22 protein-coding genes and 1 tRNA gene are annotated in these 19,702 nt (G+C 49.4%); 6 read left to right on the top strand and 17 right to left on the bottom strand.

Annotation, left to right across the window (positions count from 1 at the left end; all coding sequences use genetic code 11):
* Complete coding sequence (locus tag FH603_RS10035; protein WP_235985357.1) at window positions 1-273, bottom strand: hypothetical protein; 273 nt, start codon at window positions 271-273, stop codon at window positions 1-3.
* Between the two features lie 89 nt (window positions 274-362).
* Entirely contained in the window at window positions 363-1,190 is an 828-nt protein-coding gene (locus FH603_RS10030) for a T9SS type A sorting domain-containing protein (RefSeq protein ID WP_186737357.1), read from the bottom strand.
* Window positions 1,191-1,368: 178 nt separating this feature from the next.
* Here FH603_RS10030 and FH603_RS10025 point away from each other — a divergent pair, with 178 nt between their 5' ends.
* From FH603_RS10025 to FH603_RS10010, 4 genes are all read left to right on the top strand, one after another.
* Window positions 1,369-3,339 (top strand): sensor histidine kinase, encoded by a 1,971-nt coding sequence (locus FH603_RS10025; RefSeq protein ID WP_186737356.1) that lies wholly within the window; start codon window positions 1,369-1,371, stop codon window positions 3,337-3,339.
* Window positions 3,340-3,412: 73 nt separating this feature from the next.
* A complete protein-coding gene (locus FH603_RS10020; protein WP_186737355.1) occupies window positions 3,413-4,108 on the top strand; it encodes a response regulator transcription factor in 696 nt (231 codons plus the stop codon).
* Window positions 4,109-4,204: 96 nt separating this feature from the next.
* A complete protein-coding gene (gene hemB / locus FH603_RS10015) occupies window positions 4,205-5,185 on the top strand; it encodes a porphobilinogen synthase (RefSeq protein WP_186737354.1) in 981 nt (326 codons plus the stop codon).
* Between the two features lie 111 nt (window positions 5,186-5,296).
* A complete protein-coding gene (locus tag FH603_RS10010; protein WP_186737353.1) occupies window positions 5,297-6,025 on the top strand; it encodes an SGNH/GDSL hydrolase family protein in 729 nt (242 codons plus the stop codon).
* Here the strand turns inward: FH603_RS10010 and FH603_RS10005 are convergent.
* Window positions 5,997-7,160, bottom strand: coding sequence for an acyltransferase family protein (locus tag FH603_RS10005; protein ID WP_186737352.1), 1,164 nt, complete (start codon window positions 7,158-7,160; stop codon window positions 5,997-5,999). The two genes, FH603_RS10010 and FH603_RS10005, sit on opposite strands and share 29 nt — an antisense overlap.
* 144 nt (window positions 7,161-7,304) lie before the next feature.
* Between FH603_RS10005 and FH603_RS10000 the strand changes: the two genes are divergently transcribed.
* Complete coding sequence (locus FH603_RS10000; RefSeq protein WP_186737351.1) at window positions 7,305-8,642, top strand: dihydroorotase; 1,338 nt, start codon at window positions 7,305-7,307, stop codon at window positions 8,640-8,642.
* Between the two features lie 82 nt (window positions 8,643-8,724).
* Window positions 8,725-8,811, top strand: a tRNA-Leu gene (locus FH603_RS09995).
* Window positions 8,812-8,846: 35 nt separating this feature from the next.
* Here the strand turns inward: FH603_RS09995 and FH603_RS09990 are convergent.
* The 14 genes from FH603_RS09990 to rpmG form a co-directional block, all read right to left on the bottom strand.
* Window positions 8,847-10,517 (bottom strand): ABC-2 family transporter permease, encoded by a 1,671-nt coding sequence (locus tag FH603_RS09990; RefSeq protein ID WP_186737350.1) that lies wholly within the window; start codon window positions 10,515-10,517, stop codon window positions 8,847-8,849.
* The gene (locus FH603_RS09985; RefSeq protein ID WP_186737349.1) at window positions 10,514-11,290 is read right to left on the bottom strand and encodes an ABC transporter ATP-binding protein; all 777 of its coding nucleotides are present in this window, start codon (window positions 11,288-11,290) and stop codon (window positions 10,514-10,516) included. Before FH603_RS09985 ends, FH603_RS09990 begins: the two co-directional genes overlap by 4 nt.
* Window positions 11,291-11,388: 98 nt before the next feature.
* A complete protein-coding gene (locus tag FH603_RS09980) occupies window positions 11,389-12,405 on the bottom strand; it encodes an aspartate-semialdehyde dehydrogenase (RefSeq protein WP_186737348.1) in 1,017 nt (338 codons plus the stop codon).
* Window positions 12,406-12,565: 160 nt separating this feature from the next.
* Window positions 12,566-13,174, bottom strand: coding sequence for a 5-formyltetrahydrofolate cyclo-ligase (locus tag FH603_RS09975; protein ID WP_186737347.1), 609 nt, complete (start codon window positions 13,172-13,174; stop codon window positions 12,566-12,568).
* Window positions 13,175-13,204: 30 nt separating this feature from the next.
* Entirely contained in the window at window positions 13,205-14,749 is a 1,545-nt protein-coding gene (bshC, locus tag FH603_RS09970) for a bacillithiol biosynthesis cysteine-adding enzyme BshC (protein ID WP_186737346.1), read from the bottom strand.
* A gap of 93 nt (window positions 14,750-14,842) precedes the next feature.
* Entirely contained in the window at window positions 14,843-15,145 is a 303-nt protein-coding gene (locus tag FH603_RS09965; RefSeq protein ID WP_317171221.1) for a HepT-like ribonuclease domain-containing protein, read from the bottom strand.
* 21 nt (window positions 15,146-15,166) lie between these two features.
* On the bottom strand, window positions 15,167-15,472 hold the full coding sequence (locus FH603_RS09960) for a nucleotidyltransferase family protein (protein ID WP_186737345.1): 306 nt from the start codon (window positions 15,470-15,472) through the stop codon (window positions 15,167-15,169).
* 9 nt (window positions 15,473-15,481) lie between these two features.
* Window positions 15,482-16,804, bottom strand: a complete 1,323-nt coding sequence (gene rimO, locus FH603_RS09955) for a 30S ribosomal protein S12 methylthiotransferase RimO (RefSeq protein WP_186737344.1) — start codon at window positions 16,802-16,804, stop codon at window positions 15,482-15,484.
* Window positions 16,805-16,866: 62 nt separating this feature from the next.
* Window positions 16,867-17,346 carry a hypothetical protein gene (locus FH603_RS09950; RefSeq protein WP_186737343.1) on the bottom strand — a complete coding sequence of 160 codons (480 nt, stop codon included), beginning with the start codon at window positions 17,344-17,346 and terminating at the stop codon, window positions 16,867-16,869.
* Window positions 17,339-17,713 (bottom strand): HEPN domain-containing protein, encoded by a 375-nt coding sequence (locus FH603_RS09945; RefSeq protein ID WP_186737342.1) that lies wholly within the window; start codon window positions 17,711-17,713, stop codon window positions 17,339-17,341. The genes FH603_RS09950 and FH603_RS09945 overlap by 8 nt, the downstream gene beginning before the upstream one ends.
* Complete coding sequence (locus FH603_RS09940) at window positions 17,682-18,041, bottom strand: nucleotidyltransferase domain-containing protein (RefSeq protein ID WP_186737341.1); 360 nt, start codon at window positions 18,039-18,041, stop codon at window positions 17,682-17,684. Before FH603_RS09940 ends, FH603_RS09945 begins: the two co-directional genes overlap by 32 nt.
* A gap of 9 nt (window positions 18,042-18,050) precedes the next feature.
* A complete protein-coding gene (gene ftsY / locus FH603_RS09935; protein ID WP_186737340.1) occupies window positions 18,051-19,007 on the bottom strand; it encodes a signal recognition particle-docking protein FtsY in 957 nt (318 codons plus the stop codon).
* A gap of 241 nt (window positions 19,008-19,248) precedes the next feature.
* Window positions 19,249-19,404: a DUF4295 domain-containing protein gene (locus tag FH603_RS09930; protein ID WP_080238052.1), complete on the bottom strand. Its 156-nt coding sequence runs from the start codon at window positions 19,402-19,404 to the stop codon at window positions 19,249-19,251.
* A 101-nt stretch (window positions 19,405-19,505) separates the two neighbouring features.
* Window positions 19,506-19,691, bottom strand: coding sequence for a 50S ribosomal protein L33 (rpmG, locus tag FH603_RS09925; RefSeq protein ID WP_186737339.1), 186 nt, complete (start codon window positions 19,689-19,691; stop codon window positions 19,506-19,508).
* Window positions 19,692-19,702: the final 11 nt, after the last annotated feature.

Genomic DNA, 19,702 nt, shown 5'->3' with positions numbered 1-19,702 from the left:
TCAGTACGCCTGCGATGGCTGCATACGTGATAGAGCGGCTAATAAGCGCTTGCTGAATGCATGCTTATTAATGTGGACAACGGGTTGCCAGGATGGACATGCCGATGGATTTGACTTAGCAATCGATCCCAATGTTTTAGCTCGCATTTGCTTACGGGCCGCAAACACATTATGCGGATGCCCCATGCTCAGCGCTTCTCCGCTCAGCCCAACCAGTAAAATTCCAATTGTCAACAGGGTTTTCATGACCGTTTGTTTTAAAGTACAACGCAAAGTTATAGGTTTTGTTTGGTATCTTGTATAGCATAGTACTAAATATTTTTTCAATGGTAGTGCCCGGTGTTAAGCACTACCATTGAATTTTAATCGACCAGTACACGCTTTACGGCACCATCCTGGTTTTGAGTAACTGTAATGAAGTAAGTTCCTTCAGGCTTTTTTCCTAAATCGATTTGCCCTACAAATTCGCCGGAGAAGTCTTTTATGTCACGACGCGCCACTTCTTTACCTTTTGGGTTGGTTACGATAATGCTGACATCGCCTTTGGCGGGCGCTGTAAACCGCACGTCCAGCTGATTACGATCAGGGTTGTTGGGGTAAGCCTCCAATCCACGAATGGTAGAAGGCTTATTACTCATAGTCCGGGCCCAGTCTTCAAACGGACGGGCCAGCTGACGGTCCCAATCCCGGGGAATCTGGAAGCGGAAGCGGCTCATCTGATCGGCCAGGGAGTCAGTACCCCGCCGAAATTCGTACTCCCAGGTTTGACTATCCCATGGGTCGCGACCCACGCGGGGTTGTCTGCCGCGACGGGCATAGGCATCCGCTGGGGCGCGCTCTTTGCTTACGTTCGGTCGGGATCTACGGACAATACGGTCGCCGTCTGTATCGTCGAGGATAATGGTCATCTGGTGTTGACCGGTGCCTTTCGGGCGGTTTGCTTTGAGTGAATCGACCAGTTTCATAACCAGTCTATCCCGTTCGGGGTCGGTCATTCCATCAATACGGTACGTACGTTCGGTTTCACGCACGTCGTCGCCATTGCGTTCGATGATGCGGACGTTGACTTCTTTTCCACCTGACTTAGGGGGGGTAGTTTCGGCTTTTTGAGCCGTTGCCAAACTACTCAGGCCAAACGCGAGCAGCAGTGCCGGAACGAACCGGTAGCGGACAAAAACTGTTTTTTTCATAAGTATAAAGCAGTTACTCAGTGAAATAAAGTTGGTTGAACGGTAGCGTCATGCGTCTGTTAAAGTTTGTTAAAGGGCCAATGAGTGGCCGTAGTGATTCGTACTTTTACCGACGACCCTCTCGTTTTTTTCAATAGATGACAAATTCGAGCGAAGGTTGCATGAGTGAGTAAAGAAAATGTCGAAACAACGCATAGGCTGGATCGTCGCGCTGATGGCTGTAGGGTTGCTGGGCCTCGTTGGCGTGCAATTGTACTGGATCGGGAGCGCGCTTCAGCTACAGAAAGAGCAGTTCGCCTACAAAGTCACCGACGCGCTACAGGAGGTTGTCCGGACACTGGAGCGGCAGGAGATCGTGTACCTGACCAAACAGCGGATTCATGCGCGAGAGCAGCAGGATCGGCTGATGGCTATTGCCCGGAAAGAAACAAAACCGGCTTCGGCCATCACACCGAAAGAAACGAAAGCAGACGAGTTGGCAAAAAGTCGATCCAGGCGTAGTGTACCACCGGCCTCAACAGAGCGAATGACTGTTCCGCCGGGTATGATGCCAGCCGGAGCTGTAGTCGTTCAATCCGATGTGCTGCATCCAACCGTTCATCCGCTATCAGTCGATCAGATGGTGGTTGTGGAGGAGTTTTTCCGACAGCAGGATGAACTAATGGCCGTTGGTGACTGGCAAACGCAGTTGGCCCAACAGCAACAGTTCGACCATTGGGTCGAGCACGTGTTGACCGACGAACTGAACCGAATCAACACACAGGTAGCGCAAACGGCCCGGCGCCAGGACTCTACGGCCCGTGTTGTCCGGAACCGTATCCGGCGCGCTGCCAAACAGCAAAAGCAACAAGCGAGTGCTAGCAGTGGGCTAGCTGCTTCCGAAACCGTCAGTAAGCCAGCTAGTTTAAGCCAGCACCGTGCCGAAGAGCAGTCGCACATGATTAAGGATGTACTGAAAGGACTGTTGCTCTCTGATCGGCCCATCGAAGATCGCGTCAACCGCCTGGCGTTGGATACACTTCTACGGCAGTCATTGGATGAACGGGGCATTCGCATTCCGTTTGCCTATGGTGTCCGGACGCGCCTTCAGCCAAGTTTTTTGTTTACATCGATGGGTACCGAGCCCAAACAGTTCGATGCTGATGGCTACAAGGCTGCTTTGTTTCCCAATAATCTTCTGGAGACGGGTAATTATGTATACGTCTATTTTCCTACCCAACAGCAGTTTATTCTGAGTCGGCTAGGGTTTACGTTTGGCGCATCGGCGGTACTGTTGCTGGTGATACTAGCTTGTTTTTATATCGCCATCACCACGATCGTTAAGCAGAAGAAACTGGCCGATATCAAGAACGACTTCATTAATAATATGACTCATGAGTTTAAAACGCCTATTTCGACTATTTCACTAGCGGTTGAAATGGCGCAGGAGCAACTGCGATCAGCCAGCGCGAGTCCTGCTGATGCTGTTATGGTGGCTGGCGTATCTGGCCTATCCGACGCGGTACATACAGGCGACGTGGCAGATGGTCGGGCAGTAGCCGGGGCGGGTGTAGACCAGCGCCTAACGCGTTACATGGGTATTATTCGCGATGAAAATCGCCGGTTGGGATCACACGTTGAGAAGGTGCTGCAAATGGCACTCTTGGATCGGGGTGAAATCGTTCTGAAGCTGACGCAGGTTAATATTCACGATATCATTGAAAAAGTGCTTAATAACATCGGGCTCCAGATCGAGCAGCGGGAAGGTGAGGTTGAACTGGATTTTGACGCTGAACATGAGCTTGTTGACGCCGATGAGGTTCACCTGACCAATATCATCTACAACCTGCTCGACAACGCTATCAAGTATTCGCCCAATCAGCCGCACATAACCCTTCAAACACGCAGTTTGCCAGAGGGTGTCAGCATTACGGTAACTGACCAGGGACTGGGAATGACCAAAGATCAGATTAGCCGGGTATTTGAGAAGTTTTACCGGGTACCTACGGGAAACCGCCACGATGTAAAAGGATTTGGGCTGGGCCTCAGCTACGTCAAAAAAATGGTGGATGAACATCACGGCCAGATCAGGGTCGAGAGCCGGCTGGGTGAGGGCTCATCGTTCGAGATAATAATACCTTATAAAATGGGTGAAAAGCTGAAAGAGTAAATAAGCGGCTATCCTAAGCCCCCGTTAGCTTCTTCTGCATTTTCCTCGTTTCATTTCTTTAACCCATTCATGTATGCCTACCATTTTACTCGTTGAAGACGATCCGAACCTGGGACAATTAGTGCAGGAGTACCTGATACTGAAAGGGTACACCACCGATCGCGCGACGGATGGCAATCAGGGGCTACAGCAGTTCATGGCGGCTCACTATGATCTATGTATTTTCGACGTTATGATGCCCAAAAAGGATGGGTTCACGCTGGCGAAGGAGGTACGTATGGCTGGTCGTGATGTGCCGATTATTTTTCTGACAGCGAAGTCAATGCAGGAGGATACCATTCAGGGATTCAAAGCGGGTGCTGACGACTACATAACCAAGCCCTTTAGTATGGAGGAACTCCTGCTCCGTATTCAGGCCATCCTTCGGCGATATCAGCGAACATCGGAAGTTGCCGAGCCAACCGTATACCAGATTGGCACTCTGTCGTTCGATTATCAGCACCAGCTATTAACGGCAGATGGAATCGACGGACAGACACAGCCGCAGAAACTGACCAGTAAAGAGTCTGAATTGCTAAAATTGCTGGCTCAGAATCTGAATCAACCCGTCAGTCGCAGTTTTGCTCTCAAAATGGTATGGGGAGATGACTCGTATTTCAATGCCCGCAGTATGGACGTGTACGTAACCAAGCTACGCAAGTATCTCCGGCCCGACCCGGCTGTGCAACTTGTTAATGTACATGGTGAGGGATTTAAGCTGGTCGTTTAAGGAACACACAATAGAGGACTTACGTTAGCCAGTAGACACAGGATCGGGACTTAGTGCCAGGCCTGCGTCTATTCGTTAACGTTTGTTATTCTATCAATGATCCAGATTCGTCGCCCCCGCCGGAGTCGCCAGTCGGCCGCTATCCGGGACATGGTGCAGGAAACGCGCCTTTCCGTTACCGACTTCATCCTGCCGCTCTTCGTTATGGAAGGGCAGAACGTTCGCAGTGAAGTAAAATCGATGCCAGGCATCCATCGGTTTTCTATTGACTTATTACTTCAGGAAGTAGAGGAGTGTGTCGGTATGGGTGTTAAGACCTTTGCCCTGTTTCCTAATCTGCCTGAAGCCAAAAAGGATAAATACGCTACCGAAAGTCATAATCCTGAAGGTTTATATCTGAAGACGGTTCGTGCCATTAAAGAACGTTTCCCGGACGTAGTTGTCATGACCGACATTGCCATGGACCCCTACAGTTCTGATGGGCATGATGGTATCGTGGAAAACGGTAAAATCCTGAACGATCCAACCCTGGAAGTATTGGGTAAAATGGCAGTAGCGCAGGCTCAGGCGGGTGCCGATATCGTTGGGCCATCGGATATGATGGATGGACGTATCGGTTATATTCGCCAGGTCCTTGACGAGAATGAGTTTCATGATGTTGCTATTATGGCTTATACGGCTAAATATGCCAGCGCGTTTTATGGCCCCTTCCGGGATGCACTCGACTCAGCTCCGAAATTTGGTGATAAGAAAACGTACCAGATGAATCCTGCCAACAGTCGGGAAGCATTAATCGAAGCCCAGCTCGATTTTGCCGAGGGAGCCGACTTTTTGATGGTCAAGCCAGCGTTACCGTATCTTGATATAATTAAACTTCTTAGTGATAATTATAAACTGCCTATCGCGGCTTATAATGTTAGTGGGGAGTATGCCATGATAAAAGCGGCTTCCCAGCTGGGATGGCTTGATGGTCAGAAGGCAATGGCAGAGTCACTGTTATCAATTAAGCGCGCTGGTGCATCTGTAATCCTGACTTATTTTGCCAAAGAGATGGCGACGCTTTTAAACGAGCGTTAAGCGGATAGTACAATTTTTAATCTATGTATAATGTAATTATACATGTAGATTTGAGTAGTTTTGTCTGAGTATAAATATAACTTTTAATTACTCAGGCAAGCTACTCACTCTATGGTAAGAACGTATACTGTATTACTATTACTGGTTACCTTTTTAGGCTGTAAAGATCGTGAGCAGGTTACCCCCCAAAACACCCCATTTACTGTCGTAAAAGAAACGGCTCAATCGCCTTTAATTGTTATCTTAGGCTCTTCCACAGCCTTTGGTACAGGTGCATCTGACTACAAGCATGCCTGGGCCGGTTTGTTCAGTGCCTATCTGAATAAAGGGAAGGTAATTAATTTGGCCAGAGGTGGCTACACTACTTTTCACATATTGCCAGAAGACGATGCTCGCCCCAGTAACCGGCCAGCCTCAGACACCGCCCGAAGCATCACTGCTGCATTGAGAAGACACCCTAGCGTACTGGTCATCAGCATGACCACAAATGATATTGCTAATGGGTACAGCGTCGATGAAGTAATGGAGAATCTTCGAAAAGTACGCGCAATTGCGTTGGCAAATGGAGTGAAGCGAGTAATAATAACAACTAGTATGCCTCGGAAATTAAATGCAGTGGCTACTTCCAGATGGTTACAACAGCGCGATTTAACGCTGGCTACTTATCCAGGTGAAGCAGTTAATTTCTTCGATCCGCTGTCTACAAATACCTCTCTATTCAGAGATGATCTGACGGTTGATGGTATCCATCCAAACGATACAGGCCATCAGCTGCTCTTTGATCAGATTGTGAAAGTTTACGATCCTCAAGTTATTGACGTACTTGATGAAGACCGATAAGCCATCGGAATCGGCTGGCAGCAAGAATCTTTACAAATATTAAAGTAAGCGTAAGTACAAGAATACCTCTGGCTAACGACAGTAAGACAAGCGTAAAGCCAGAATAAGTAGATTGATAGTTGAACTGGTGTAACCATGGGAAATAGTCGAGCACACGAACTACTATGACTAAAAAAAACATGTGGTACAGATAAATGCCAAATGATTCTGTGCGGGGCTTTATAAAGCGAAGCCGATGCATATAGTTGTTCCGGGCCAGAAGGAAGAATAGACTAATAGCAAATAGCTGATTTGACAGTCGAAGAGAGTTTACAGGATCCCACGCTCCAGCTGAATAAAGAGAGTAAACTTCTAATAGGCTAACCCCAAAAACTAGGATCGTTATGCCAAGAAGGACGCTATTTGATACAAGTGCCAGACTACGGGAAATAGCATCCGTACGAGCAATAATATAGCCTAGCCATAAATATAATATAAATCCGATTGCTGCTTGACTATGACGTGGTTCAATCCATTTGAGATGGACGTTAAAAGCATAAAATAAATTTATACTGACTAATACTATCCCGAGCCAGGGTTTTAATAAATGCCGACGGAGAATGAGTAAAATCGCCAGTGAGAAGAAATATGTCGGAATAAACCAATAAGGAGTGTATATCAAGTAAAGACCTACTTTATCAATTGTACTATAAAACAGGTCAGGTGTTGTATTACCTAGAATTATATTGATAAATATGGATTTTAAAAAGTATAAGCAGTATAAGCTGAAAGCAATCACAAACGGAATGGCTATCGTATTCATTCTACGTTTGTAATATTCCCATGCAGAACTATTATCAAGAGTTACGCCAACTAGAAAACCAGATACCATAAAAAAAATCAATGTGCCAAATCGCATACATTGTTCCAGGACCAGCAAATATGTTGCTTGATCGGATGTCATAAGGCTAAATAAAGGAAAATTCGCCTGTGCATGTATTGGTAATTTAGAAGAGGGGCTAGGGAAAGTTATGCAATGGACTGCAACAATTGAGAACATGGCAATTATTCGTACCCAACTTATAAAAGAATAATCTGACTTAGTGGATACTGATCTGTTATAACTTGTTTCAATCGGTTGAGGAGTTGTTGGCATAATAAGTCTGGATATACGATCAGGAAACTTACTTTTGCTGCGTTTACGAGATCATATTGGGATAACTATATCTATTTGCAACGTAGATTAGGTAGACCGTAGTATGTAGCTGAACAGAATGTTTTTAAACGAATAGGTTACAATATGAATAGATTATTGATTGTTAATGCAACTATAGTAAACGAAAACAGGTCTTTCAAGGCAGATGTCTTAATTAGCGATGGCTACATCGAACGAATCGGATCAGATTTGTCTGGCCTTCCCGCAGATCTGGTCATTGATGCCAATGGGCAGTACCTATTGCCTGGCGTGATCGATGACCAGGTGCATTTTCGAGAGCCTGGGCTTACCCATAAAGCTACTATTCGGTCGGAGTCGAGAGCAGCCGTGGCCGGGGGCGTTACTACCTTCATGGAAATGCCCAATACCGTGCCTAACGCCTTGACTCAGGAGCTGCTGGCCGACAAATACGCTATTGCAGCCCGGTCGTCGATGGCCAATTACTCCTTCTTCATGGGGGTTTCGAACGATAATCTCGCCGAAGTGCTGCGAACCGACCCGCGCTCCGTTTGTGGTATCAAGGTTTTCATGGGGTCGTCAACGGGTAGTATGCTGGTAGATGATGAGCATGTACTGAACGAACTATTTCGCGAGAGCCCCATGCTCATTGCGACGCATTGTGAGGACGAAGCCACTGTTCGCGCCAACACTGAGCATTACCGTGCGACCTATGGCGATAAAGCCACGGCAGCCCTCCACCCACTTGTCCGGAACGAAGCGGCCTGCCTGACATCATCGTCACTAGCTGTCGAATTGGCTCAGAGACATAACACCCGCCTGCATATTCTACACATTTCAACAGCTGATGAACTGTCGCTGTTTACTAATGCTACTGCGTTACGGGACAAGCGGATTACCGCTGAAGTGTGTGTTCATCACTTGTGGTTCGACAGCCGTGATTACGAACAGTCAGGTAATCAGATCAAGTGTAATCCGGCTATAAAAGATGCGCATCACAAGGAAGCGTTATTAGCCGCTCTACTCGATGATCGGCTCGATATCATCGCCACCGACCACGCTCCACACACCTGGGCTGAGAAGCAACAGCCGTACTGGCAGGCACCTGCGGGCTTACCGCTGGTTCAGCATCCATTATTGATGATGCTTGAATTTGTACAGCAGGGAAAGTTATCGATCGAAACGCTGGTGCGTAAAATGTGCCATGCACCAGCCGATTGTTTCCGAATTGAGAAGCGGGGGTATATTCGGGAGGGGTACTGGGCCGATCTGGTTCTGGTCGATACGAACCAGCCGACGACAGTGTCAAAACAGAACCTGTTGTACCAATGTGGTTGGTCGCCACTGGAAGGGCACACGTTTGGCGCTACGGTTACTCACACCATTGTTTCAGGCGAACTAGTTTACCAGAACGGCACCTTTCTGGCCGACCGGGCGGGGAAGAGGCTTGTTTTTGACCGATAGTGGTAAATTTTTTCAGCTAAGGCTTGCGCTATTGCGAAGCGGCTCCGTATCTTTGCATTCCCAAACAGGGGCAATACCTTACGCCGAAGTGGTGAAATTGGTAGACACGCACGTTTCAGGGGCGTGTGTCTTTACGGACATGCGAGTTCGAGTCTCGCCTTCGGCACCAGATCCTGTCAGCAACCGCTGGCAGGATTTTTGTTTTTACCCCATCTCAATTTGCGTCCAGCTCGTCCGTCGGTATTGCCGGAACAAAACCCAAAACATAACTGCTGATACGGGAACGGCGCAGATGACGCCGTAGGGGATAAGCGTTAAGCCATAATGGGAAAAGCCTACGACCCCTAAAACAAGGCCAACGACCAGGCCCCGTGCGGTATTATTTTGCTTAACCGCATCCTGTTCAACGGAGAATGGCATATGGCGTGTCGAGAGTAAGGCGGCACTGATAAGCATAATCAGCGAGTTGAAGAAAGCCAGAATGACATCTGGAGTTTTGTCGGTTCCATATCGGAAGAGGATATAGCCAGCTAGTAGGATATAAAACGGCGTTAGCAGCTTAATGATAAGTGCTTTCAGCGAGCCTGATAAAACATCGCCGGGCTCCCGGATGGGCGCGCTGCCATACACCCAGGCGGCTCGGTAGTTGTCGGAAAGGCCAAGCTGGTACTGGGCTACCATCACGTAGATACCCGCGAAGTATAAGGCAAACAGATAAAAGAACCCGCTGCTTCCCAGACTCTGTCCCTGGATAGACATAATTACCACATAGGCCAGCCCGAAACCTAGTTGTGGGTAGGTTTTGAGTTTAAATTTTCGATCACGGCCCGTGATACGCCAGGTAAATGCAAAAGCAGCTCGCTCCAGGGGTGACGTTGTAACCAAGTTAGATAGACGCTCGACCCAGGCCGGTCCGGAACCACGGGCTGACGGCACCGCTTGTGCCAGCGCGCTGGGCCGTGCTTCCTGGTCTATGTTTATCAAGGTTTGCGTGAAATTGGCTGTTAGAAAGCGGTTCATGAACCAGAGACCTGCAAATGGCATGAACAGGGACAGACCCAGAAAGAGTAGGTGCGTTGGATCGATCACAGGTTTGATAACGATCTCGACGGCACCCGCCATCCACATGGGTGGCACGAAAAAATGCCACCATTGATGCTCAAGTGCCTCCGTTATCATCGTCTCGGTATCCATCAGGCGTGGCAGCAATTGATAGCCTCCGTAGAATACCACCGCCATCACGATCTGGAAGTAGTTGATAACCTCCCGCAGTTTCTCTTCACTGATAAAACGCATCAGCACGAGGTAAAAGACATTGGTCAGGAATACCATCAGCACCGCAGCTAACAGGCTCATGATGAGAAAAAGTATACCCGCTAGCGCCCCAAATCGATAGCCAATAATAAGTACGCCAACGACCGATGCCGACAGCGCAATGGCGAACAGGTAACTGGCAATGTGGATAATACGGGCCAGCCACAAGGTACGGCTACTGACAGGTCGGGGCAGAATGATCTGGTTGTCGGACGAGTCGAGGATGACCGACGAAAAATCAGAAATGAGCGTCATGGCGCATAACGACATGACATAGGAAAATTGCAGGGTCAGCGGAAAGAACATTCTGTCGCTGTCGCTTCGGGTAAGCATACCCAGGCTAATAAGTCCGCCAACGAAGGTATAGATACCCAGTATGCGCGTGAAGTTGCTATTGTTCTCTCCCGACTGCTTTCCGTAACGACCCAGGCTGACTATACTCCGACGGTTGTCCATCGTAAGTTTAACTTCCACTATGGCCCGTAACTGACCGTAATCGGCTCCAACGGCGCGGAAAACACCTTGCAGACGGTCGAGGATATAGAGAATGGGTGTGGTCATAGGTTCAGGGCCTGAATAAATTCTTCGGCTACCATCGTTTGTCCGTCGTTGCCAGTCAGTTCAGCAAACAGCTGCTCAAGCGATTCAGGGCGTTGTTGCTGTAATTCGGCGAAGGTGCCATCGGCAATGATCCGGCCCTGCGCGATGATAATGATTCGGTCGGATATCTTCTCAACTACGTCCATGATATGTGAGCTGTAGAAGATGGTTTTGCCGCTGTTGGCCAATTGTCGGATAATTTCTTTCACCAGCACCACCGCATTCGCATCCAGACCCGAAAGTGGCTCGTCGAGGAAGATGACATCAGGATTATGGAGCAGACCCGAAATGAGCAGCACTTTCTGGCGCATACCCTTGGAAAAAGTCGTCATGCGCGCGTTGGCATGGTCAGCTAACTGAAGCAGCCGGAGCAGGTCGAGGGATTTTCGCTCAATATGGGCGTTATCCAATTCATACAACTGGCCCACGAACTGCAGGTACTCCATGGGCGTCAGTGTGTCGTAGAGCGCTGCGTTCTCGGGTACGTAGCCAATCCGGCGTTTGATGTCGAGCGCCTGGGTTCGTACGTCCATGCCCAGTACGGTAGCCTCGCCCGTGAAATCGGGTAGCATACCGATCAGGATTTTGAGCGTCGTAGACTTTCCTGCGCCGTTTGGGCCAATATAGCCAACAACCTGCCCCGCCGATACGGTAAGGTCGATGCCCTTCAGGACATGGGTAGAACCGTAGTGTTTTTGCAGGTCCTTAAGCTCAATTACGGAGGAACTAGTCACGTAAGATTCGGTTAGGTTCAGTACGAAAGATACCAAAAAAGTCCCGCCCGGCAGCAAACCGAACGGGACCTTTGGTTACGGACTCGGATAAGTGGTAGTTAGGCGACCGTATCCTCGGCAACGTTTACCAGCTCATGTTTCATCAGGTATTCGGCGATTTGAACGGCATTGGTAGCCGCCCCTTTGCGGAGGTTGTCAGCCACAATCCACATGTTCAGGGTATTTGGCTGGCTTTCATCCCGGCGAAGACGACCTACGAAAACCTCATCTTTACCGTGAGCCGTCAGGGGCATCGGGTAAACAAAGTTTTTTGGATCGTCCTGCACGATAACGCCTTCGGCATTGGTGAGCAGCTCAACCACTTCTTTCAGATCAAAATCATTCTCGAACTCAACGTTGACTGCTTCGGAGTGTCCGCCAATGGTTGGAATACGAACGGTGGTGGCAGTTACCTGTATGGACTCATCGCCCATAATTTTCTTGGTCTCGTTCACCATCTTCATTTCCTCTTTAGTGTAACCGTTGTCAAGGAAAACGTCGATGTGCGGCAACACGTTTAGGTCAATAGCGTGGGGATACACTTTAGCGACACCCTCGCGGCCTTCGCGCTCCGCGAAAAGCTGGTCGACGGCGGCTTTGCCCGTTCCCGTTACCGACTGATAGGTCGACACAACAACGCGCTTGATCTTGTACTTATCGTGTAGAGGTTTAAGGGCTACCACCATCTGAATGGTCGAGCAGTTGGGGTTGGCAATGATCTTGTCCTCGGGTGTAAGCGTATTGGCATTGATTTCGGGTACGACCAGTTTCTTGGTCGGGTCCATCCGCCAGGCCGATGAGTTATCGACAACGGTAATGCCTGCTTCGGCGAACTTGGGTGCCAGCGCCAGCGATGTGCTGCCTCCGGCCGAGAAAATAGCAACGGCGGGCCTGGCCGCAATGGCATCCTGAAAGCTGACAACCGTATGCGGCTTGCCCTTAAACTCGATCTGTTTACCAACCGACCGCTCGGAGGCAACCAGAATAAGTTCAGAGACAGGGAAGTTGCGTTCTTCCAGCACTTTCAGGATTTCGCTGCCGACTAAGCCGGTAGCGCCAACAACTGCGATTTTCATACAAGTAGCGCGGGTAATGACCCGCTTTTGAAAAGTAAAAAAGTGGACTCTCGTCCGGGTGTTTAAATTGCCCGCAAAAATACGTCAAAACGTTGATGGACAAGGAGAGAATAGTAAAAAAGTTAGAAGTAGTCCACTACGTTGGGTTAGTAAGCCGTCTTTAGTACCGATTACCAAAGAGCCAGACCGTATCGGGGCTTATACAACTGGACAAGGCTACGTCTGTTGGCTCAACGTCGGTAATCAGGTCGACGGGCTTAAAGAGGGAAAGTCCAATGGCAAGGCAGTCGGGGCGGCAGTCGGCCAGGAAGCGGTCGTAATACCCTTTTCCGTACCCAACGCGGTGGCCTTGCCGATCGAAGGCAAGAAGCGGAACCAGCACCGTATCGATCTGGTCGCTATCGATCCGAAGATTTTCGTCTGGCTGTGGTTCTGGAATACCCCACCGGTTTTCGATCAGGCGTGTTTCCGAGGTGAGCAGATAATGGGTGAGCTGGTTGGTATCTGTATCACTAATCGACGTAGTAACCCGGACCGCCGGAAAATCCCGCCAAAGCCGGTGAATGATCAACCACGTGTCTACCTCTTTCTGGCGAAGAATAGGGAGAAAAATGTGGATAACTCCTCCTCTGGCTGTGGATAACTGCGCAAACAGTGGAATACCCTGAAATACCTGATTAGCAATCGACTCGCTACGGCGCGCTACTTCATCCGTCGTTAACGCCCGGCGTTGGGAAAGAAACTGTTGGCGTAACTCAGCTTTTTTCATGATGGTACGACCGACGAGCCCATTTTCGGTCTACTCCAGGCAAAGTTGCATCCGGTAGTCGAGCGGATCGAAGGCCGAAAGCATCTTTTGCAGAAACGTACGGTCGTTGAGGTAGAACGTCAGGAAGTTCTCCGAGCGCTCCTGCAAACTACCGTTGGGGAATAACTCATTCTTAACCGCCAGCAACTGCCGAACGCCTGTCTCCTGGTTGTGTTCTTCGGCCCGGCGCATTTTCTTCTCGAGTCTGGTAACTGCGTTGGCAAACCGCTTTGTTTCGGCTAGAACCGCTTTTTCCAGCGTTGGATCCACCATCTGCGCCTTGTGCAAAATAGCGTCCAAGGCTTTGCTGACCTGCTTGTTCTCATTATCGAACTTCAACGCATGGCTGGTATGCAGTTCAACAAACTCCCGCTTCAGGGTGATCGTATCCTGAAATAGGTCCTCAGTAACCAGGCCTAATTTACGAATGCGTTTAGCACTCACAGTAGGCACATACATCGCGAAGTTACGCGGCATCAACATCGGGAATGGCGTTTGATACTGGTCAAACACCGGTTTGAGTTGTAGCCAGTAGGGTACCTCGGATGGCCCACCGATATAGACCAGATTGGGCAAAATCGTTTCCTGATACAACGGACGCAGCACGACGTTCGGGCTAAACCGTTCGGGGTGTTCGTCGAGTAGCGCCAGCATCTCGCTCTCCGAAAAACGGAGCTTGGTATGCAGCACTTTATAAACGCCGTCTTTGTGCTCGATACGTTCCCGAATCTGGTCGTCGAGGTAAAACAGATTGATGTCTCGGGGCGCAATAACGGTTTTATACCCTAGCGCCGACAACTTTTCGGTTTGCTCCTGCACCAGCTGACCTGATTTCTGTTGAGTCAGTTCATCGCGTATAACCGGGGCAAAAACCTGCTTCAGACCGGCATCATCGGCGTCCAGACAAACCAGCCCTTCGGCACCAAATAACTCGTTGATGTAATAACGAACGGCGTCGGCCAATGTGTCGTGTTTGAGATAAGCTTCTTCAAACAGGGCCAGCTTCTCGGGAATTTGATCGAACAGGGTCTTTAGCTCCTGCGGATTCATGCGGCCTACGGCCCCACGTTGTTCCGTTTGCCAGGCGTAGTTTTTGCCAAACATCGAGAAATGATTGATCTCGGCAAAATCATGGTCTTCGGTCGCCATCCAGTAGACGGGCACGAAAGTATAGTCTGGGTAAGTCTCTTTGAGTCGCCGGGCCAGCTTGATCGTGGTGATCAGCTTGTAAACGATGTAGAGCGGCCCCGTAAAAATGTTCAGTTGATGTCCCGTTGTCACCGTAAACGTCTTCGGATCAAGCAGGACCGAAACATCGGGTTTGTTGGCTATGTGCTGATACTGCCGGTTAAGGGCATCGACCAGCGCGGTCCGTTTCTGAGCGTCGAACGTGCGTTCGTCAATCTGCTGCTGGAACGACTGTAAATCCGGAAAACGGTTGTAGAAGGGTTTTAAGCTATCTTTCTGGTCGAGATAATCGAGGAAAAGGGAAGAAAACTGGCCGGTGGATGCGAGCGGCAGGTACTGACAGTCCATGCAGGTTAGGATTTACTGGGAGCAACAACGGAAAAACCCGCAAGGTTCGGACGGGGCGTATTCGGTCTGTTAACCCACGATTTAAATGGTAGATTACAGTTTGTTGCCTATGTCAGCTAGTTGAGCTTTTAGTACGGGAATGTCGTTCGTGACGATATCCCAGACAAGAGCAGTATCTACGCCAAAATATTCATGAACCAGAAGATGACGCAGGCCCACAACCTTACGCCATTCAATAGCTGGAAATTCTTCCTTTACCGACAAATCGATGTGGTTACAGGCCTCTCCAATGATCTCCAACTGTTTAATACAGGCAAAACGCATCATAGAGTTGGCAAGAAACCGGTTAAACTCAGCCCCGTCGATGTAATTCTCTATTTCCAGAATAGCATCCACAGTGCATGTTCAACGCGTTGTTTATTGCCGAACCGCCCTTTCATAAATTAGTTGTTTGTCCTGATCGATGAACGGGCGAATACGAGGTGAAACAGCATTGATCGAAACCAGATCGACTGGCTTATTGAGCTGATCCTCAAGGTCGTACTTCATGCCGATGAATTGAAGACCAATTGGCTGCCTGTAATCCAACTCCAGCATTAGGTCGAGGTCGCTCAGGGCGCTAGCTTCTCCTCTGGCGTAAGACCCAAAAATATAGGCTCTTACAACCGGTTTATCTTCCAGGTATTGGCTGATTTTAGCAATGTCGCTAGCAGACAGGTTCATGCTGTAAGTTTACACAACCTCCCCGTACAAATCAAACTCCTCCGCCCGGTTGATGCGTACATGGGCAAAGTCGCCCAATCGCACGTGCTGCCCCGACGCCGGACCGCTGGCAGCTACCAGCACTTCATTATCTACCTCAGGCGAATCGGCTTCGGTACGGCCAATGAAATAGCCACCTTCTTTACGGTCGAACAGCACTTTGTAGGTCTGACCAACTTTTCGCTGATTCAGCTCGTGGGAGATACCCTGTTGCAGATCCATCAGTTCGTCAGCGCGCTCCTGCTTAATGTCGGCGGGAATATCGTCGGGCATCGAGAACGAGTGCGTATCGTCTTCGTGGGAGTAAGTGAATACGCCCATCCGGTCGAAACGCATTCGCTCTACGAAGTCATAGGTTTCCTGGAACATCGCGTCCGTTTCGCCGGGGTGGCCCACAATCAGGGTGGTGCGAAGGGTGATGTTCGGAATCGTTTCGCGGATGGACGCGATCAGACTCTCGGTTTTTTCGCGGGTAATGCCCCGGCGCATCAGCTTAAGCAACTCGGTCGAGCCGGTTTGCAGCGGCATGTCGAGGTAGTTGCACACGTTCGGCCGGTCGCGCATCACATCCAGAATCTCCATCGGGAAGCCCGACGGATAGGCATATTGCAGGCGAATCCACTCGATACCGGCAACATCCGACAGGCGGCTGATGAGTTCATCGAGGTTCCGTTTTTTGTATATATCCAGCCCGTAATAGGTCAGGTCCTGCGCAATCAAAATCAGTTCTTTGGTACCACGCCGGGCCAGCGATTGAGCCTCAACCACCAGTTCATCGATCGAACGCGATACGTGTTTGCCGCGCATGAGCGGAATGGCGCAGAACGAGCAGGGCCGGTCGCAGCCTTCGGCAATTTTAAGGTAAGCGTAGTGAGCAGGCGTAGTGAGTAGGCGTTCGCCAACCAGTTCATGCTTGTAATCGGCCCGCAGCGTTTTCAGCATCCGGGGCAGTTCGTTGGTGCCAAACCAGGCATCGACGGTGGGCATCTCAATTTCGAGTTCGTCTTTGTACCGGTGCGAGAGGCAACCCGTCACGTAAACCTTATCGACTATACCCGCTTCTTTTGCATCGGTATACCGCAGAATGGTGTTGATGGACTCTTCCTTGGCGTTATCGATGAAGCCACACGTATTGATAACGACAATGTTAGCGTCGTCTTTCTTCGATTCGTGCGTCACGTCCATGCCATTGCCCCTGAGCTGCGTAAACAGCACCTCCGAGTCCACCAGGTTCTTCGAGCAACCGAGCGTGACGATATTGATTTTATTGGTACGTATTCCTTTGGTTTTCATTCGTAATGCGAACATCCCGCCCGCGCTGTTGATACCTACGGCGGACTAGTTGTCCGCGCTACTTAAAATACGGCTTCGTGTGTAATCTCGACCGTTACCTGTGCTTTTCGGCCTTTCTCGACCCGCACCGGATTTATATTATTCTGACTGTCGGACAGGTTAGCGTATAGTCCTTTTGGTTCACGGACCAGAACCGAATAATGCCCGGCCGGTACACTCACGCAAAATTTCCCGTCCTTACCCGACATCACCGTTTTAACAGGCTTTGCGTCCCGAACGGAGTTGATAAATCCATTCTCGCCCGCGTCGACCTCATTCATCGCAAGCCGCTTAAAGATAAGCACCTCCCGTTCGACCGGAGTGCTACCTGCGTTCGGCCGGGGCGAGTCGGGACTGGGCATGTGGTTGCCGCGTTTCTCCACGATGGTGCCGCAAATGCCCTCCTTAACCGTAGCTTTCCGGGCTTTTACCGAACGGGGCTTCTGAGCGCAGGCCAGGGTACTGGCTAATAACAGAAAAAACAGGAGCGACGTGCTACGCATAGGTGGTTTTTACGAAGGCTAGAAAGTCTTCGGATAATTTAATCAGATAACTGATCTCATCAAGTTCGAAATCGCCATCTACGTCATAATCCGCTATCTGTCGCCGTTCGAATAGAACGGCAAAGTCATCCTTGTACTTTTCAGGTATTTCCCCGGATTTGATGTAGTGTAGGGAAAACATCTCGCGGGCAGCCGAGTGACGTTTTGTGACAATGTCTTTGTCGGCAAGTAGTCCGCGAACCAGCCAGAAAAAACAGTAGTAACTTGACGTAATAGCACCATTCGGGAATTCTGTTGCCACCAGCGTTTTAGCATTAGCTAAGTACGCTTCTGCTTTACTGATACAATGGCCTAGATCCTCGCTCATAGATGCATTTTCCGTCTTTTCGTACTTGCCTGTAAAAAATTCGATTTGAGCTTAGAAACTGATTTTTGGACACGACAACGGCTGAAATTGTAATAGACGTTTCATCAAAGTAGGCATTTCGGTCAGCAATCGTAGTGGTTATCTCTTTAAAAGATGAAACATTTTCTTCATCCAAAACGACTAGATAATCCACATCTGATTCCTCATTGAAGTCGCCACGAGCATAGGAACCAAACAGCACAATCTGGTTCAACAGGTTACCATAATGGCGTTCCATGATGTCAATTACGTCCAGATGTACTCGATCTAAGTTCGTTACGACTGCCATAACTGTCGATTATTTCTTAAAGAACGAATCCACGAACTCTATTTTATTGAACGTCTGGAGGTCGTCGATCTTTTCACCAACGCCGATGTACTTTACCGGAATTTTGAACTGATCCGAAATGCCGATCACCACCCCGCCTTTCGCCGTACCGTCCAGCTTCGTTATTGCCAGCGCCGATACTTCGGTCGCTTTCGTGAACTCGGTAGCCTGTATAAACGCGTTTTGTCCGGTCGATCCGTCCAGCACCAGCAGCACTTCGTGGGGCGCGTCGGGTGTGACTTTTTGCATCACACGCTTAATCTTGGTCAGCTCGTTCATGAGATTGACTTTCGTGTGCAACCGACCGGCCGTATCGATGATGACGACATCGGCATCCATGTCAACGCCTTTTTTAACGGCATCGAAGGCTACCGCCGACGGGTCGGTGTTCATACCGTGCGAGATAACCGGCACGCCTACCCGTTCGCCCCAGAGCTTGAGTTGGTCGACGGCGGCCGCCCGGAACGTATCACCCGCGCCGAGCACGACTTTCAGGCCCCGCTTATGAAACTGAGCCGCCAGTTTGCCAATGGTCGTCGTTTTGCCGACGCCATTAACGCCCACTACCATAATTACGTACGGCTTTTTGTTGGCTGGTAAGCCAAAGTCTTCCGGTACGTCAATAGAATTGTTGGCTGACAGGAGCGTAGCGATCTCTTCCCGAAGAATCCGATCCAGTTCATCGGTACCCACGTATTTATCACGGGCAACGCGTTCTTCGATCTGCCGGATGATCTTGACGGTAGTTTCTACGCCCACGTCGGACGAAATCAGGACGTTTTCCAGTTCGTCCAGTACTTCCTCGTCAACGGTCGACTTACCAACGACGGCGCGCCCTAGTTTGGAGAAGAAACTATCTTTGGTTTTTTCCAGCCCCTTGTCGAGCGTTTCTTTCTTTTCCTTTGAAAATAAGCCGAATAAAGCCATAGTGGTTTGGGAGGTCGTAAAGCGTAGTAGTCGTAGGGGTCATAAGTCGTAGGGGTCGTAAGTCGTAGTAGACATAAGTAGCTACTGTGATTAGTTGTACTTACGACTTCTACGACTATTATGCCTTACGACTATTACGATTGATGTCTGAACAAAGCTATAACAAAAAAAGTCCCACCGGGCCTTACAGGCTGTGGGACTCCTCTTTCCATTCATACGGGAAACGAATGGCACAGTTTCACTAGCTTTTCAGCGCAGACTGTACTTCGTCAACCGGTACCATTTCTTCTTTGAAGGTGTAAGCGCCGGTTTTAGGCGATTTAACGGCTTTGATGATCTTAGCGAAAGCTTTGCCGTTGTCCTTCGTTTTCAGGGTTGCAACTACCTTTTTTGCCATGTCGGTTTATTGTTTGTGCGGTTCTGCCGGTAAGCCGGAACAGCCGCAATGTGTGGCTTGACGTTCATGTCGTAGAACAAGTACGAACAATAAACGACAAACTATTTAATTTCTTTATGCAGCGTTACTTTCCGAAGGAACGGATTGTATTTTTTCCGCTCAATACGGGCCGGTGTGTTCTTCCGGTTTTTGGTGGTGATATACCGGGACATGCCGGGAACACCGCTGTCTTTCTGCTCGGTGCATTCCAGAATAACCTGGATTCTATTGGCGCCTTTCTTTGCCATCGCTTAAGTTC

This window comes from Spirosoma utsteinense (assembly GCF_014282275.1).
GTDB lineage: Bacteria > Bacteroidota > Bacteroidia > Cytophagales > Spirosomataceae > Spirosoma > Spirosoma utsteinense.
The sequence above is the reverse complement of the archived record's forward strand: the minus strand, read 5'-3'. Positions and strand labels throughout refer to the sequence as shown.

What these genes read in the sequence shown, in the direction of transcription:
- FH603_RS10030 (WP_186737357.1), bottom strand. Translation starts at nt 1,190, where the DNA reads ATGAAAAAAACAGTTTTTGTCCGCTACCGGTTCGTTCCGGCACTGCTG.
- FH603_RS10025 (WP_186737356.1), top strand. Translation starts at nt 1,369, where the DNA reads ATGTCGAAACAACGCATAGGCTGGATCGTCGCGCTGATGGCTGTAGGG.
- FH603_RS10020 (WP_186737355.1), top strand. Translation starts at nt 3,413, where the DNA reads ATGCCTACCATTTTACTCGTTGAAGACGATCCGAACCTGGGACAATTA.
- hemB (WP_186737354.1), top strand. Translation starts at nt 4,205, where the DNA reads ATGATCCAGATTCGTCGCCCCCGCCGGAGTCGCCAGTCGGCCGCTATC.
- FH603_RS10010 (WP_186737353.1), top strand. Translation starts at nt 5,297, where the DNA reads ATGGTAAGAACGTATACTGTATTACTATTACTGGTTACCTTTTTAGGC.
- FH603_RS10005 (WP_186737352.1), bottom strand. Translation starts at nt 7,160, where the DNA reads ATGCCAACAACTCCTCAACCGATTGAAACAAGTTATAACAGATCAGTA.
- FH603_RS10000 (WP_186737351.1), top strand. Translation starts at nt 7,305, where the DNA reads ATGAATAGATTATTGATTGTTAATGCAACTATAGTAAACGAAAACAGG.
- FH603_RS09990 (WP_186737350.1), bottom strand. Translation starts at nt 10,517, where the DNA reads ATGACCACACCCATTCTCTATATCCTCGACCGTCTGCAAGGTGTTTTC.
- FH603_RS09980 (WP_186737348.1), bottom strand. Translation starts at nt 12,405, where the DNA reads ATGAAAATCGCAGTTGTTGGCGCTACCGGCTTAGTCGGCAGCGAAATC.
- FH603_RS09975 (WP_186737347.1), bottom strand. Translation starts at nt 13,174, where the DNA reads ATGAAAAAAGCTGAGTTACGCCAACAGTTTCTTTCCCAACGCCGGGCG.
- bshC (WP_186737346.1), bottom strand. Translation starts at nt 14,749, where the DNA reads ATGGACTGTCAGTACCTGCCGCTCGCATCCACCGGCCAGTTTTCTTCC.
- FH603_RS09960 (WP_186737345.1), bottom strand. Translation starts at nt 15,472, where the DNA reads ATGAACCTGTCTGCTAGCGACATTGCTAAAATCAGCCAATACCTGGAA.
- rimO (WP_186737344.1), bottom strand. Translation starts at nt 16,804, where the DNA reads ATGAAAACCAAAGGAATACGTACCAATAAAATCAATATCGTCACGCTC.
- FH603_RS09950 (WP_186737343.1), bottom strand. Translation starts at nt 17,346, where the DNA reads ATGCGTAGCACGTCGCTCCTGTTTTTTCTGTTATTAGCCAGTACCCTG.
- FH603_RS09945 (WP_186737342.1), bottom strand. Translation starts at nt 17,713, where the DNA reads ATGAGCGAGGATCTAGGCCATTGTATCAGTAAAGCAGAAGCGTACTTA.
- FH603_RS09940 (WP_186737341.1), bottom strand. Translation starts at nt 18,041, where the DNA reads ATGGCAGTCGTAACGAACTTAGATCGAGTACATCTGGACGTAATTGAC.
- ftsY (WP_186737340.1), bottom strand. Translation starts at nt 19,007, where the DNA reads ATGGCTTTATTCGGCTTATTTTCAAAGGAAAAGAAAGAAACGCTCGAC.
- FH603_RS09930 (WP_080238052.1), bottom strand. Translation starts at nt 19,404, where the DNA reads ATGGCAAAAAAGGTAGTTGCAACCCTGAAAACGAAGGACAACGGCAAA.
- rpmG (WP_186737339.1), bottom strand. Translation starts at nt 19,691, where the DNA reads ATGGCAAAGAAAGGCGCCAATAGAATCCAGGTTATTCTGGAATGCACC.